Here is a 14,192-nt window from a genome sequence, read left to right as displayed (position 1 = left end):
CACTTAAGGCTGGCGTTTTACGTTGTCGCTCAAGGATCAGCGCGGCACGACAGGCTTGCGCGCCGGTTTCGGGCCCTTGCCCTTGGCGGCGTCCTTGCGTTCCTTGGCGGCCTGCTGGTTGCGGGCGAATGCCGCGGCCTTGGCTTGCTCACGCTTGTCCCATGGGTTGCCACCGTCACTGGCACGCGGTGGCAGCCCAGTGTGCTGGGTCAGGATCTTGGTGGTTTCCTTGCCCACCTTGTGGCTGCCAGCCGGCGTCGAGTTCTTGCGCCGGGCGCTCTGGTAGCTGTCGGTGGCCGGCTGGTGCAACGGGATCAACTGGTTCTTGCCCGGCCCGATCAGGTCGGCGCGGCCCATGCGGGTCAGCGCTTCACGCAGCATCGGCCAACCCTTGGGGTCGTGATAACGCAGGAAGGCCTTGTGCAGGCGGCGCTGCTCCTCGCTCTTGACGATGGTCACCGCATCGCTCTTGTAGGTGACCTTGCGCAGCGGGTTCTTGCCCGAGTGGTACATGGCGGTCGCGGTAGCCATCGGTGACGGGTAGAACGCCTGCACCTGGTCGGCGCGGAAACCATTGCCCTTGAGCCACAGCGCCAGGTTCATCATGTCTTCGTCGGTGGTGCCCGGGTGGGCGGCGATGAAGTACGGAATCAGGTACTGCTCCTTCCCGGCTTCCTTGGTGTACTTCTCGAACATCCGCTTGAATTTGTCATAGCTGCCAATGCCCGGCTTCATCATCTGGTTGAGCGGGCCTTCCTCGGTGTGCTCCGGGGCGATCTTCAGGTAACCACCGACGTGGTGGGTCACCAATTCCTTGACGTATTCCGGCGACTCGACCGCCAGGTCGTAACGCAGGCCGGAGGCGATCAGGATCTTCTTCACCCCAGGCAAGGCACGGGCGCTGCGGTACAGCTGGATCAGCGAAGAATGGTCGGTATTGAGGTTCGGGCAGATGCCGGGGAACACGCACGACGGCTTGCGGCACGCGGACTCGATTTCCGGGCTCTTGCAGGCGATGCGGTACATGTTCGCGGTCGGGCCGCCGAGGTCGGAAATGACGCCGGTGAAGCCTGGGACCTTGTCGCGGATCTCTTCGATCTCGCGAATGATCGACTCTTCGGAGCGGTTCTGGATGATCCGGCCTTCGTGCTCGGTGATCGAGCAGAAGGTGCAGCCGCCGAAGCAGCCACGCATGATGTTCACCGAGAAACGGATCATCTCGTAGGCCGGGATCTTTTCCTTGCCATAAGCCGGGTGCGGAACACGTGCGTAAGGCATACCAAACACGTAGTCCATTTCCTCGGTGGTCATCGGAATGGGCGGCGGGTTGAACCAGACATCGACCTCGCCGTGTTTCTGCACCAGGGCACGGGCGTTACCCGGGTTGGTTTCCAGGTGAAGTACCCGGTTGGCGTGGGCGTACAGCACCGCGTCGCCACGGACCTTTTCCACCGATGGCAGACGAATCACGGTTTTGTCGCGGGTCATCTTCGGGCTCGCCAGGATCTGGACGACCTTGGCTTCGCTCGGATCTTCAACCGGCCCCTTCTCCTGCTCGATGGCGCAAGCAGCAGTGTCCTGGGTATTCACATACGGGTTGATGATCTTGTCGATCTTGCCCGGGCGGTCGATGCGCGTGGAATCGACTTCGTACCAGCCTTGCGGCGTGTCGCGGCGGATGAACGCCGTGCCGCGCACATCGGTGATGTCTTCGATCTTGTGGCCGTAGGACAGGCGCTGGGCGACTTCGACAATCGCCCGCTCGGCGTTGCCGTAGAGCAGGATGTCGGCGCAGGCGTCGATCAGGATCGAATTGCGGACCCGGTCCTGCCAGTAATCGTAATGGGCGATACGCCGCAGCGACGCTTCGATACCGCCAAGCACGATCGGCACATGCTTGTAGGCTTCCTTGCAGCGCTGGCTGTAGACCAGGCTCGCACGGTCCGGACGTTTGCCCGCCAGGCCACCGGGGGTGTAGGCGTCGTCGGAACGGATTTTCTTGTCGGCGGTGTAGCGGTTGATCATCGAGTCCATATTGCCGGCCGCGACACCGAAAAACAGGTTGGGCTCGCCGAGCTTCATGAAGTCGTCTTTGGACTGCCAGTTCGGCTGGGCAATGATCCCGACGCGAAAGCCCTGGGCTTCCAGCAAACGGCCAATGATCGCCATGCCGAACGACGGGTGATCGACGTAGGCATCACCGGTCACGATGATGATGTCGCATGAATCCCAGCCGAGCTGATCCATCTCCTCCCTGCTCATGGGCAGGAACGGCGCCGGGCCGAAACATTCGGCCCAGTACTTGGGATAGTCAAATAACGGCTTGGCTGCTTGCATGTCGATGACCGGTATAAAGGATGAAAAATCGCGGGCGCGGAATATAGCACAAAATTTGACCAATTCCGACGGCTATGGTCGGAAATGGTGACGCCCTCATCGCGAGCAGGCTCGCTCCCACAAAATATCTGCAACACACAGATCCCATGTGGGAGCGAGCCTGCTCGCGATGAGGCCAGATCAGGCGATGAAGAATTTACTCATCGTCATCAAAATTGTAGCTACCCGGCGCCAAGTTCTCGAATCGGGTGTATTTACCGATGAACGCCAGGCGAATGAAGCCGATCGGACCGTTCCGCTGTTTGCCGATGATGATTTCGGCGATGCCCTTGTGTTCCGTCTCAGGGTGATACACCTCGTCACGGTAGACGAACATGATCACGTCGGCGTCCTGCTCGATCGCTCCGGATTCCCGCAAGTCGGAGTTCACCGGGCGTTTGTTCGGGCGCTGTTCCAGGGAACGGTTCAACTGGGAAAGTGCAACCACCGGGCAGTTGAATTCCTTGGCCAGGGCCTTGAGGGAACGGGAGATTTCGGAAATCTCGTTGGTCCGGTTGTCGCCGCTGGAACCCGGGATCTGCATCAATTGCAGGTAGTCGATCATGATCAGCGCGATGTCACCATGCTCACGCACCAGGCGACGGGTCCGGGCACGCATTTCCGACGGGCTGATACCCGCGGTATCGTCGATGAACAGCTTGCGGTCGTTGAGCAGGTTGACCGCCGATGTCAGGCGCGGCCAGTCATCGTCTTCCAATTGGCCGGAACGGACCTTGGTCTGGTCGATACGCCCCAGGGACGAGAGCATACGCATGATCAGCGATTCGCCTGGCATCTCGAGGGAGTACACCAGCACGGCTTTGTCGCTGCGCAGCACGGCGTTTTCCACCAGGTTCATCGCAAAGGTGGTCTTACCCATGGACGGACGGCCGGCGACGATGATCAGGTCGGACGGCTGCAGACCGCTGGTCTTCTCGTCGAGATCGGTGTAGCCAGTGGACAGGCCGGTGATGGCGTTGTCGGTGTTGAACAAGGTGTCGATACGGTCGATGGCCTTGGTCAGCAGGTCGTTGACACTCACCGGGCCGCCGGTTTTCGGCCGGGCCTCGGCGATCTGGAAGATCTGCCGTTCGGCTTCGTCGAGGATCTCGGCGGCGGTGCGGCCTTCCGGGTTGAAGGCGCTGTCGGCGATTTCAGTGCTGATACCGATCAACTGACGCAACGTCGCCCGTTCGCGGACGATCTGCGCATAGGCCTTGATGTTGGCGACAGACGGCGTGTTTTTTGCCAACTCGCCCAGGTAACCGAGGCCACCGACCTGGGACGTCTGCCCTTCCTTGTCCAATTGCTCGGCCAGGGTGACGACGTCGATCGGCATGTTCTGATCGGCAAGCCTGGCGATCGCACGGAAAATCAGGCGATGGTCATGTCGATAGAAATCGCCGTCGGAGACTTGATCGAGCACGCGTTCCCAGGCGTTGTTGTCCAGCATCAGGCCACCGAGCACGGCCTGTTCGGCCTCGATGGAATGCGGGGGCACCTTCAGGGCAGCGGTTTGCAGATCATATTGCTCGGGAGCGGTGATTTCGTTCATGGCCACGTCTGGTTATGAAATTCAGCAATTGCAGAAAGACAAAGGGCACGACCTGTAAACAGGATCGTGCCCGATGTTACCGGCAAGCACCCGAGGGTGCCAGCCGACAGGTGTTGCTTAGGCTGCTACCACGACAACGCGTACGGTGGCTTCAACTTCGGCGTGCAGGTGCACGGCTACGTCGAATTCGCCTACGTTGCGGATGGTGCCGTTCGGCAGACGAACTTCGCTTTTCGCAACTTCAACGCCAGAGGCGGTCAGTGCGTCAGCGATGTCGTGAGTACCGATCGAACCAAACAGCTTGCCTTCGTCGCCAGCGGTGGCAGTGATGGTCACTTCCAGCTCGGCCAGTTGGGCAGCACGGCTTTCAGCCGAGGTTTTACGGTCTGCGGCAGCTTTTTCCAGCTCAGCGCGACGCTCTTCGAACGCAGCCAGGTTGGCAGCGGTCGCAGCGGTGGCTTTGCCGTAAGGCAGCAGGTAGTTACGACCGTAGCCGGCCTTAACGTTTACTTTGTCACCCAGGTTGCCCAGGTTGGTGACTTTTTCCAGAAGGATCAGTTGCATGTGAAAATCCTCTAACTTTTAACCTTCACCGTTCGCGTTGTCGGCGTCTTTCGGCGCCATACGACCGCGAAAATCAATCAGGCTGTCGACGATGGCCAAGACCACGAGCAACGGACCGAGCAAGTGCATGAAAGGCAACAACGTCACGTATATCCCCACCAGCCAGAACGTGGCCAGTCGCTTCTGCGCCACCAGCCCGTGAATCAGGGCCAGGCCGGCGAAGACCAGCGGTACACTGCACAACGGCAACAGGATCAGTGCATGCAGCCCGAAAAACGGGGCAACACACATGACGGCCAGCAGTGACAGCGCCACGCTCTTGGGGAATCGGATGGCGCGAAACTCGCGACCGAAACCACCGGGGTTATACAACGACGCCTGCCAATAGCGCCCAAGAATCAGGCACAGCACGCTAAAGATCTGCAGCGAAGACGCTATCGAGATGATCATCAGCGGAGCGCTCAGTGCGGCGAGAAATGCCTTCTGGTCTGTCGAGAATGTCTCGTAGACCTCACCCATCGCCAGCGGCAGGACGTGTTCGAACGTCTGCGCCAGTGACTCGATGAAGGAACCGAATACGGTCCCCAGGCTCACCGCACACAACAACCCCACGGCCACGCTGCACAGCAGCACGCGGTTCCAGGTATGTCCGGCGCGCAGAACCAACGCCAGGCCACAAGCCCCGAGCAACACCAGGAGTGTTGTCGGGTCCTTCAGGAAATACCAGCTCACCAACGCTGACAGCAACCCGATACCCAGGACGCTCAAGGCGTCCGAACCGCGCCGCAGGAGCACAAGGCACCCAGCGGCGGCACTCAACCAGAACAACAGCGGCAATGCCGCGGATCCGGCCACAACCAACGTGGCCTGCACACGTCCCCGCATGATGAAGTCAGCTAAGGCGCGCATGCATTCAATCCCTTACTACTCGTCGACTGCCCGGTCTCAGCGGCCGTGGCTGTCGGTGTAGGCCAGCAGGGCCAGGAAGCGGGCGCGCTTGATAGCGGTGGCCAGCTGACGCTGATAACGAGCTTTGGTACCGGTGATACGGCTTGGAACGATTTTGCCGGTCTCGGATACGTAGGCTTTCAGAGTGTTGAGATCTTTGTAATCGATCTCTTTCACGTCTTCAGCGGTGAAGCGGCAGAATTTACGACGACGGAAGAAACGTGCCATGTGATTGGCTCCTTAAAAGGTCCGTGGATTACTCGTCAGCGTTATCGCTGTTGTCGCTGTCGCTATCGCTGTCATCGCCATCGGCGCTGTCAGAGTGCTCAGGACGGTCGCGACGCTCACGGCGCTCACTGCGGTTTTCTTCAGCCTTGAGCATCTCGGATTGGCCGGTGACGGCTTCTTCGCGACGGATGACCAGGTTACGGATCACTGCATCGTTGTAGCGGAAGTTGTCTTCCAGCTCGGCCAGGGCCTTGCCAGTGCACTCAACGTTCAGCATCACGTAGTGAGCCTTGTGAACATTGTTGATTGCGTAGGCCAGTTGACGACGGCCCCAATCTTCCAGACGGTGGATTTTGCCGCCGTCTTCTTCGATCAGCTTGGTGTAACGCTCAACCATGCCGCCGACTTGCTCGCTTTGATCCGGGTGGACCAAAAAGATGATTTCGTAATGACGCATGAATGCTCCTTACGGGTTGTAGCCTGCCGCTCAAAAACGGTCAGACAAGGAGTGAATGACACTTATGGACTTGTGGACGCTAGACACATAAGTGCCTGCCATCACAGCAAGGGGCGCAATTGTAGAGAAGGGCCGAGGGAGGCGCAAGGTAATTGGTGATTATTTGAACAGCCACCAATCCACGCCCAAACACAAAATCAATGTGGGAGCGAGCTTGCTCGCGATGAGGACGCCACATTCAACATTTGCGCTGAATGACACGCCGCTATCGCGAGCAGGCTCGCTCCCACAGGACTTACAGCAAGATCAGGGCTTTTTGGCGACAGCCTTGACGCTACGCTGGCGCAGCGCTTCGAACAGGCACACCCCAGTCGCCACCGAGACGTTGAGGCTGCTGACGCTGCCAGCCATCGGCAACTTGACCAGGTAATCGCAATGCTCGCGGGTCAGGCGGCGCATGCCCTTGCCTTCGGCCCCCATGATCAGGATCGTCGGGCCGGTCAGGTCCTGGTCATAGATGCTGACCTCGGCCTCGCCCGCCGTGCCGACCACCCACAGGCCGCGCTGCTGGAGTTTTTCCAGGGTGCGCGCCAGGTTGGTCACCGCCACCAACGGAATCACTTCCGCGGCGCCGCAGGCGACTTTACGCACCACTGGCGTCAAGGTGGCCGACTTGTCCTTGGGCACGATCACCGCCAACGCACCGGCGGCATCCGCCGAACGCAGGCAGGCGCCCAGATTGTGCGGATCGGTCACGCCATCGAGCACCAGCAGCAAGGGCGCGCCCTCGGTGCGATCGAGCAGTTCGTCGAGCATCGCTTCGCCCCAGACCTGGCTCGGACTGACCTCGGCCACGACCCCCTGGTGCACGCCTTCGACCCAGGCATCCATTTCGCGCCGTTCGGCCTGGCCGACCGCGACGCGGCTTTCGTTGGCGAGTTCGACCAGGGTCTGGACCCGCGGATCGCTACGGCCTTCGGCCAACCAGATCTGCTTGACCCGCTTGGGGTGATGACGCAACAACGCTTCCACGGCATGCACGCCGTAGATTTTTTCCAACTGACTCATGACTTGGCCTTGGGTTTACGCGCCCCGCCGCTCTTGGCTGGGGCCGAGCCCGCTTTCGGCGGACCCTTCCGGTGTTTGCTTGGCTTGCTCGACGACTTTTCCGCCCCGTGGGACTTTCCCCCAGACGCCGCTTTACCACCGCTTTTGGCTTCGTTGAGCAACTGCTGCTTCAACTCGCGGCTCTTGCGAAGCTCGGCGTTCTTCGCCGCTGCGTCGCTGGGGCGGTAGGCTTCGGGAGCCTTGTCCTTGACGGACGAACGACGACCGGCCTTGGCTGGCTCAGGCTCTGCGGTTTTGGCAGGAGCACCTTTACCTTTACCCTTGGTCGCAGGCGCTGCGGTCTCGCCGCCACGCTTTTTACGGCCAGTCGGCGCTTCGGCGGGCTTGTCAGACATTCCGAAGTCGATCTTGCGCTCATCGAGGTCGACGCGCATGACCTGCACTTCCACGGTGTCGCCCAGACGGAAGCTGCGACCGGTGCGCTCGCCCGCCAGGCGGTGATGCACAGGATCAAAGTGATAGTAATCACCCGGCAAGGCGGTGACGTGCACCAGGCCCTCGACGTAGATGTCGGTCAGTTCGACAAACAAACCAAAGCCGGTCACCGCAGTGATCACGCCTGGGAACGACTCGCCCACGCGGTCTTTCATGAACTCGCACTTGAGCCAGTTCACTACGTCACGCGTGGCTTCGTCGGCGCGGCGTTCGCTCATGGAGCATTGCTCGCCCAACTGTTCCAGGGCCGCTTCGTCGTACGGGTAGATCCGCGCCTTTGGAATGGTCATGGCACCGGCGCGCTTGACGTGCGGGGTGTTCAGCTTGGAATGGATCACGCTGCGGATCGCGCGATGCGTGAGCAGGTCCGGATAACGGCGGATCGGCGAGGTGAAGTGGGTGTACGCCTCGTAATTCAGACCAAAGTGGCCCTGGTTGTCGGCGCTGTACACCGCCTGGCTCAGAGAGCGCAGCATCACCGTCTGGATCACATGGTAATCCGGGCGGTCCTTGATGCTGGCCAGCAGTGCCTGGTAGTCCTTCGGCGTCGGACCGTCCTTGCCTTTGTGCAGGGACAGGCCGAGCTCGCCGAGGAAGGCGCGCAGTTTTTCCAGGCGCTCCGGCGGCGGGCCGTCGTGCACGCGATACAACGCAGGAATCTCGTGCTTCTTGAGGAACTCCGCAGTGGCCACGTTGGCCGCCAGCATGCACTCTTCGATCAGCTTGTGCGCATCGTTACGGGTCGTCGGGGTGATTGCGGCGATCTTGCGCTCGGAACCGAAGACAATCCGGGTTTCCTGGGTCTCGAAATCGATCGCGCCGCGCACGTGACGGGCACCCAGCAACACCTTGTACAGCGCGTACAGCTGCTTGAGGTGCGGCACCACGCCAGCGTATTCGGTGCGCAACGCCTTGGCTTCACTGGTCTTCGGCGTTTCCAGGATGGTGCTGACCTTGTTGTAGGTCAGACGCGCCTGGGAGTGGATCACCGCTTCGTAGAACTGGTAGTCGGTCATTTCGCCGGTTTTGGAGATGGTCATCTCGCAAACCATGGCCAAACGGTCGACTTTCGGGTTCAGCGAACACAGGCCGTTGGACAACTGCTCAGGCAGCATCGGGATCACGCGCTCAGGGAAATACACGGAGTTGCCGCGCACCTGGGCTTCGTTATCCAGGGCCGAACCGATCTTCACGTAGCTGGACACGTCGGCAATCGCGACGAACAGCTTCCAGCCGCCGGAGAACAGGCGCAGCTTACCGGGTTTGGCTTCGCAGTAGACCGCATCGTCGAAGTCGCGGGCGTCTTCGCCGTCGATGGTGACGAACGGCAGATGGCGCAGGTCGATGCGTTTTTCTTTATCTTTCTCTTCGACTTCCGGCTTGAGCTTGGCGGCTTCCTTGAGCACAGCCTCGGGCCAGACGTGAGGAATGTCGTAGGTGCGCAGCGCAACGTCGATTTCCATGCCCGGCGCCATGTAGTTGCCGACCACTTCAACGATATCGCCCTGTGGCTGGAAGCGCGCAGTTGGCCAGTGGGTGATTTTCACCTCGACGAACTGACCCACCTTGGCGGCGCCATTACGACCCGGAGTAATCAGCACTTCCTGCTGAACCTTCGGGTTATCCGGCACAACAAAACCGATGCCGCCTTCTTCGAAGTAACGGCCGACAATGCTTTCATGGGCACGGGACACCACTTCGACGATCACGCCTTCACGGCGACCACGACGGTCCAGGCCGGACACGCGGGCCAGGGCCCGGTCGCCATCGAACACCAGACGCATTTGCGCCGGACTCATGAACAGGTCGTCGCTACCGTCGTCCGGAATCAGGAAACCAAAGCCGTCACGGTGGCCGGCGATGCGGCCCAGGATCAAGTCGAGCTTGTCCACCGGCGCATAGGTGCCGCGCCGGGTGTAGATCAGTTGAGCGTCGCGCTCCATGGCGCGCAGACGGCGGCGCAGGGCTTCGAGCTGGTCCTCGGTGGTGAGACCGAACTCTTCGACCAACTGCTCGCGGCTAGCAGGCGAACCCCGATCGGCGAGATGCGCCAGGATCAGTTCGCGACTAGGAATAGGGTTTTCATATTTTTCCGCTTCACGAGCGGCCTCGGGATCGAGGGACTGCCAATCGGCCATTAGAGAGTTTTCACCTTGTCTATATGCGGGTTAGTTTGGCATAGGCTTAATGAAACGGGAAATTTCAAACATGCGATGGCTTTTCCAGATCGATTTGGCCTGCCTTTGAAGCCCCGGAAAAGCACCGCTCGTGAAATTTAGCGGTTTTTTTCTCAGGAGGGGTTTACAGTTAAAAACACGCTCCGTATAGTGCGCGCCATCGACGACGTACACACGTTGCCGATACTGCCCAGATGGTGAAATTGGTAGACACGCCAGCTTCAGGTGCTGGTGACCGCAAGGTCGTGGAAGTTCGAGTCTTCTTCTGGGCACCAATTTCGAGCAACAGGTCAATGACCTGCAAGCCCAACAAAAACCCGCGAAAGCGGGTTTTTGCATTTCTATCTCCCTGAAATTGCGTTTGGCAATTACTAAAACAAAAACAGGGGTTTACAGATCAAAACGCGCTCCGTATAGTGCGCCACATCAACAGCGGCAACGCTGAAGATGCTGCCCAGATGGTGAAATTGGTAGACACGCCAGCTTCAGGTGCTGGTGACCGCAAGGTCGTGGAAGTTCGAGTCTTCTTCTGGGCACCAATTCAAGCTTCAAGGTCACGACCTTGAACCTCACAGAAACCCGCAAAAGCGGGTTTTTGCGTTTCTGCCATCTGAACTTTTGCTCCCGCTGGAGGGCAAAGCCCTCCCCGACCGAACCAGGCCTGATGGAGGCACGACCGGAAGAACCGGGTCGGCTGTCAGGCCGCCTTCGCGAGCAAGCTTTGCTCCCACAAAATCTGACTGGTGTACCACCGGGAAGAACCAGGCCGGCTGTCAGGCCGCCTCGCGAGCAAGCTTTGCTCCCACAGATCTGATGGGTGTACGACCGGGAGGACTCAGGTCGGCTGTTAGGCCGCCTTCGCGAGCAAACTCGCACACAGGTTTTGGTCGCGTATAAGCCTGTGAAAACCCGATCAAGCCCTGAACTGCCCCAAACTCGCCTTCAACTGCGCCGCCAAACTATCCAGCACCTTGCCACTGGCCGTGGTCTCAACCACAGCCTGGGCCGCTTTCTCAGCCTGGGCATGAATCGTCTCCACCCGCCCACGCACCGCCTGCGCCCCCTGGGCCTGATGAGCCGCCGCCTGAGTAGCCAGACCAATAGCCGCATGCACCTGCTCTACAGAGGCCTGCACCGACTGCTGCAACCGCGCGCTGTCTCGCAGCACCAACAAACCTTCACTTGCCTGGCGCCCAGCTTGGCCGATGGCGGCCACAGCCTCGCGAGCCCCCTGCTGCAAGGCCACGATATGCGCCTGTATATCGCCCGTCGAGCTTTGGGTCTTGCTCGCCAACGCCCGCACCTCATCCGCTACTACGGCAAACCCGCGCCCGGTTTCCCCAGCCCGCGCCGCCTCGATGGCCGCGTTCAAGGCCAGCAAGTTAGTCTGCTCGGCGATGCCGTGGATCACCGTCAACACCACTTCGATCTGCTCGCTCTGTTGCGCCAGCCGCTCGATCACTTTCGCCCCTGTGTCCACCTGCCCAGCCAGCGCCTCGATCAAGCCACTGACCTTGGCCGAAGTGCGGGTGTTTTCATCGGTGGCCTGGCGAATTTCTACCACCTGCTGCAAAGCCGCCTGCATCGCCTGGCTTTCCGACTGAGCTTCATCAGCCATTTGCGATAGCGCACGCAGGCTCTCGGCCACTTCATCACGCTGCATCCCGGCCGCCGCATCGGCACCGGAGTTACGCAAGGTCATCGCACCGATTTCCACACCGGTACGCTGGGCCACATCACCCGCCTCGCGCACGATGGGCTGCAACTTATCCACAAAGCGATTGACCGCCGAGGCCATGTCGCCAATTTCGTCCTTGCTGTTGATTTGCACACGCTTGGTCAGGTCCCCCTCACCCGCCGCCAGGTCGTTCATGGCCGCGATCAGCAACTTCAAGCGATTGACCACCCGACGCCCCAGCACCACAGCCAGCAGCGCCAGCACGCCAAAGCCCACCAGCGCCAGGCCCAGGCCGATGCGCCAGCGCAGGGTAGCCGCGGCTTCCTGCACGGTGGTGGCGGTGTTGGTCTGCATCTGCGTGGCGGTGGCCTGGGCCGATTCCAGGCGACCGCGCATGGCGGTGGCGCTGTCGGCTGCCGCCCCCTTGAGGCTGTCGCCGACCAACTGGTCGCTGCTGGCGATCAAGGCCGAGAAGCGCTGGTCCAGCGCCTTCAGATCGGTTTCAACGGCAGCCGTGGAAACCCCCATCAGTACTTTGCCGATCTCCACGCCGTTGGGATTGATCGAGGCTTCAAGGTAATACACGGAAGGGTCGTTCTTCGCCGCATCCAGCACCTTGTCCAAGGCCCGCTCGCCCTTGCCTTTCTCCAGCAGCGCCTTGTTGATCGGGTTTTCCCGGTTCAGGTAGCGGGTGAGGTGCTCACCATTCGCGTCGTCATAAATGACAAACAGCACATTGGGATTACGCTGGGCCCGACGGGCGAATTCGGAGAGCGTGGGCACGTCGCTGTCCCACATGGCGCGAGGAGCGACGGAAGCCAGGAGTTGCGCCATATCATTGGCGGAATCCCTCAAATCCTTTTCCAATGTCCCACGCAGTTGCGCCTGCTCATCCTTCAGGCGAGCCGACAACCCGGCATTGAGCCGCTGGCGGGTATTGGCAGAGAGACTGTCCAGGCTCGACGTGACTTCACGCCCCGCCTGCTCCAGCTCGCCGGAAAGCTTCTGGCTGTCAGCCCCCAGGCGCGCACCGAGGTCGGCTTCCAGCGCCGTGACCGTGCTTCGGGTCAGCGCAACGGCCACCAGTACCTGCACCAAAAGGGCGATACCGAGGGTAATGAACACAGGCCGCAACAAACGGCTTTGTAACAGTGAGAGAACGGCCGACACGTGAAATCCCTCTACCAAACGCCATTAATTTGATGGCACTTATGGAAGCGGTGCCTTAATGAAGATGCATAGCAAGTGTCGTGCCGTGCGGCAACCAGAAACGACAAAGGACCCAAACGAGGGTCCTTTGTGTTTTACATCAATGACTTATCAGGCAAACGGATGACGCAGAACGATGGTTTCGTTGCGGTCCGGCCCCGTCGAAATAATGTCGATCGGCGCACCGACCAACTCTTCGACGCGCTTGATGTAGTTGCGAGCCGCCACAGGCAGTTCTTCCAGGGTCTTGGCACCCACGGTCGATTCAGTCCAGCCAGGCATCTGCTCGTACACCGGCTCCAGGCCAATGTAGCTGTCGGCGTCGGTCGGAGCGTCGATGACGGCGCCGTCCTGGTTCTTGTAGCCCACGCAGATATTGATGGTTTCCAGGCCGTCCAGCACGTCCAGCTTGGTCAGGCACAAGCCCGAGATGCTGTTGACGTCGATGGCGCGACGCAGGATGACGGCATCGAACCAGCCGCAACGACGGGCACGGCCAGTGGTAGCACCGAACTCGTGGCCACGCTTGGCCAGGAAGGCACCGACGTCGTCGAACAGCTCGGTCGGGAACGGACCCGAACCCACGCGAGTGGTGTAGGCCTTGGTGATGCCCAGGATGTAGTCCAGGTACATCGGACCGAAACCCGAACCGGTGGCGATGCCGCCAGCGGTGGTGTTGGAGCTGGTGACGTACGGGTAGGTGCCGTGGTCGATGTCCAGCAAGGAACCCTGGGCACCTTCGAACATGATGTCCTTGCCGGCGCGACGCAGCTCGTGCAGTTCGGCAGTGACGTCGAGCATCATCGGCTTGAGCAGCTCGGCGTACTCCATGCACTCGTCCAGGGTTTTCTGGAAGTCGATGGCCGGTTCTTTGTAGTAATTGACCAGGACAAAGTTGTGGTAGTCCAGCAACTCGCCCAGCTTGGCCGCGAAACGCTCACGGTGGAACAGATCACCGATGCGCAGGCCACGACGGGCCACCTTGTCTTCGTAGGCCGGGCCGATGCCGCGACCGGTGGTGCCGATCTTCAGCTCGCCACGGGCCTTTTCACGGGCCTGGTCCAGCGCAACGTGATAGGACAGGATCAGCGGGCAGGACGGGCTGATACGCAGGCGCTCGCGCACCGGTACGCCTTTCTCTTCCAGCTTGATGATTTCCCGCAGCAAGGCGTCGGGAGCAACCACCACGCCGTTGCCGATCAGGCACTGGACGCCTTCGCGCAGCACGCCCGAGGGGATCAGGTGCAGGACGGTTTTTTCACCGTCGATCACCAAGGTGTGACCTGCGTTGTGGCCACCCTGGTAGCGCACTACGGCGGCAGCATGTTCGGTCAGCAGATCAACGATCTTGCCTTTGCCCTCATCACCCCACTGGGTGCCCAGGACTACGACATTCTTACCCATAACACTTGTCCTCATTCGCGCAAACTTGGTGCC

10 protein-coding genes, 2 tRNA genes and 1 pseudogene are annotated in these 14,192 nt (G+C 60.4%); 2 read left to right on the top strand and 11 right to left on the bottom strand.

Going from position 1 to position 14,192, the window contains the following annotated elements:
• Positions 1 to 36 precede the first annotated feature (36 nt).
• The 8 genes from PBDP_RS03085 to rnr form a co-directional block, all read right to left on the bottom strand.
• Positions 37 to 2,337 carry a YgiQ family radical SAM protein gene (locus PBDP_RS03085; protein WP_176688725.1) on the bottom strand — a complete coding sequence of 767 codons (2,301 nt, stop codon included), beginning with the start codon at positions 2,335 to 2,337 and terminating at the stop codon, positions 37 to 39.
• A gap of 196 nt (positions 2,338 to 2,533) precedes the next feature.
• Complete coding sequence (gene dnaB, locus PBDP_RS03080; protein WP_027911801.1) at positions 2,534 to 3,931, bottom strand: replicative DNA helicase; 1,398 nt, start codon at positions 3,929 to 3,931, stop codon at positions 2,534 to 2,536.
• A 117-nt stretch (positions 3,932 to 4,048) separates the two neighbouring features.
• On the bottom strand, positions 4,049 to 4,495 hold the full coding sequence (rplI, locus tag PBDP_RS03075) for a 50S ribosomal protein L9 (protein ID WP_003197251.1): 447 nt from the start codon (positions 4,493 to 4,495) through the stop codon (positions 4,049 to 4,051).
• Between the two features lie 18 nt (positions 4,496 to 4,513).
• Entirely contained in the window at positions 4,514 to 5,404 is an 891-nt protein-coding gene (locus PBDP_RS03070; RefSeq protein ID WP_212801800.1) for a YybS family protein, read from the bottom strand.
• Positions 5,405 to 5,440: 36 nt separating this feature from the next.
• Entirely contained in the window at positions 5,441 to 5,671 is a 231-nt protein-coding gene (rpsR, locus tag PBDP_RS03065; RefSeq protein ID WP_002551829.1) for a 30S ribosomal protein S18, read from the bottom strand.
• A 28-nt stretch (positions 5,672 to 5,699) separates the two neighbouring features.
• Positions 5,700 to 6,128: a 30S ribosomal protein S6 gene (gene rpsF, locus PBDP_RS03060; protein ID WP_003186395.1), complete on the bottom strand. Its 429-nt coding sequence runs from the start codon at positions 6,126 to 6,128 to the stop codon at positions 5,700 to 5,702.
• Between the two features lie 306 nt (positions 6,129 to 6,434).
• A complete protein-coding gene (gene rlmB / locus PBDP_RS03055; protein ID WP_109752169.1) occupies positions 6,435 to 7,196 on the bottom strand; it encodes a 23S rRNA (guanosine(2251)-2'-O)-methyltransferase RlmB in 762 nt (253 codons plus the stop codon).
• A complete protein-coding gene (gene rnr, locus PBDP_RS03050; protein ID WP_163855555.1) occupies positions 7,193 to 9,829 on the bottom strand; it encodes a ribonuclease R in 2,637 nt (878 codons plus the stop codon). The genes rlmB and rnr overlap by 4 nt, the downstream gene beginning before the upstream one ends.
• A gap of 227 nt (positions 9,830 to 10,056) precedes the next feature.
• Between rnr and PBDP_RS03045 the strand changes: the two genes are divergently transcribed.
• Both PBDP_RS03045 and PBDP_RS03040 read left to right on the top strand, forming a co-directional pair.
• A tRNA-Leu gene (locus tag PBDP_RS03045) sits at positions 10,057 to 10,143 on the top strand.
• A gap of 177 nt (positions 10,144 to 10,320) precedes the next feature.
• Positions 10,321 to 10,407, top strand: a tRNA-Leu gene (locus PBDP_RS03040).
• 374 nt (positions 10,408 to 10,781) lie between these two features.
• Here the strand turns inward: PBDP_RS03040 and PBDP_RS30210 are convergent.
• From PBDP_RS30210 to PBDP_RS03030, 3 genes and pseudogenes are all read right to left on the bottom strand, one after another.
• Complete coding sequence (locus PBDP_RS30210; protein WP_370873794.1) at positions 10,782 to 11,486, bottom strand: methyl-accepting chemotaxis protein; 705 nt, start codon at positions 11,484 to 11,486, stop codon at positions 10,782 to 10,784.
• A gap of 201 nt (positions 11,487 to 11,687) precedes the next feature.
• Positions 11,688 to 11,741, bottom strand: a pseudogene (locus tag PBDP_RS30205) (hypothetical protein); the annotation flags it as partial.
• Between the two features lie 1,125 nt (positions 11,742 to 12,866).
• Positions 12,867 to 14,159, bottom strand: coding sequence for an adenylosuccinate synthase (locus PBDP_RS03030; protein WP_003186407.1), 1,293 nt, complete (start codon positions 14,157 to 14,159; stop codon positions 12,867 to 12,869).
• Between the last annotated feature and the right edge of the window lie 33 nt (positions 14,160 to 14,192).

It is taken from the genome of Pseudomonas sp. St290 (assembly GCF_018325805.1).
GTDB lineage: Bacteria > Pseudomonadota > Gammaproteobacteria > Pseudomonadales > Pseudomonadaceae > Aquipseudomonas > Aquipseudomonas bijieensis.
The sequence above is the reverse complement of the archived record's forward strand: the minus strand, read 5'-3'. Positions and strand labels throughout refer to the sequence as shown.

What these genes read in the sequence shown, in the direction of transcription:
- PBDP_RS03085 (WP_176688725.1), bottom strand. Translation starts at nt 2,337, where the DNA reads ATGCAAGCAGCCAAGCCGTTATTTGACTATCCCAAGTACTGGGCCGAA.
- dnaB (WP_027911801.1), bottom strand. Translation starts at nt 3,931, where the DNA reads ATGAACGAAATCACCGCTCCCGAGCAATATGATCTGCAAACCGCTGCC.
- rplI (WP_003197251.1), bottom strand. Translation starts at nt 4,495, where the DNA reads ATGCAACTGATCCTTCTGGAAAAAGTCACCAACCTGGGCAACCTGGGT.
- PBDP_RS03070 (WP_212801800.1), bottom strand. Translation starts at nt 5,404, where the DNA reads ATGCGCGCCTTAGCTGACTTCATCATGCGGGGACGTGTGCAGGCCACG.
- rpsR (WP_002551829.1), bottom strand. Translation starts at nt 5,671, where the DNA reads ATGGCACGTTTCTTCCGTCGTCGTAAATTCTGCCGCTTCACCGCTGAA.
- rpsF (WP_003186395.1), bottom strand. Translation starts at nt 6,128, where the DNA reads ATGCGTCATTACGAAATCATCTTTTTGGTCCACCCGGATCAAAGCGAG.
- rlmB (WP_109752169.1), bottom strand. Translation starts at nt 7,196, where the DNA reads ATGAGTCAGTTGGAAAAAATCTACGGCGTGCATGCCGTGGAAGCGTTG.
- rnr (WP_163855555.1), bottom strand. Translation starts at nt 9,829, where the DNA reads ATGGCCGATTGGCAGTCCCTCGATCCCGAGGCCGCTCGTGAAGCGGAA.
- PBDP_RS30210 (WP_370873794.1), bottom strand. Translation starts at nt 11,486, where the DNA reads ATGGCTGATGAAGCTCAGTCGGAAAGCCAGGCGATGCAGGCGGCTTTG.
- PBDP_RS03030 (WP_003186407.1), bottom strand. Translation starts at nt 14,159, where the DNA reads ATGGGTAAGAATGTCGTAGTCCTGGGCACCCAGTGGGGTGATGAGGGC.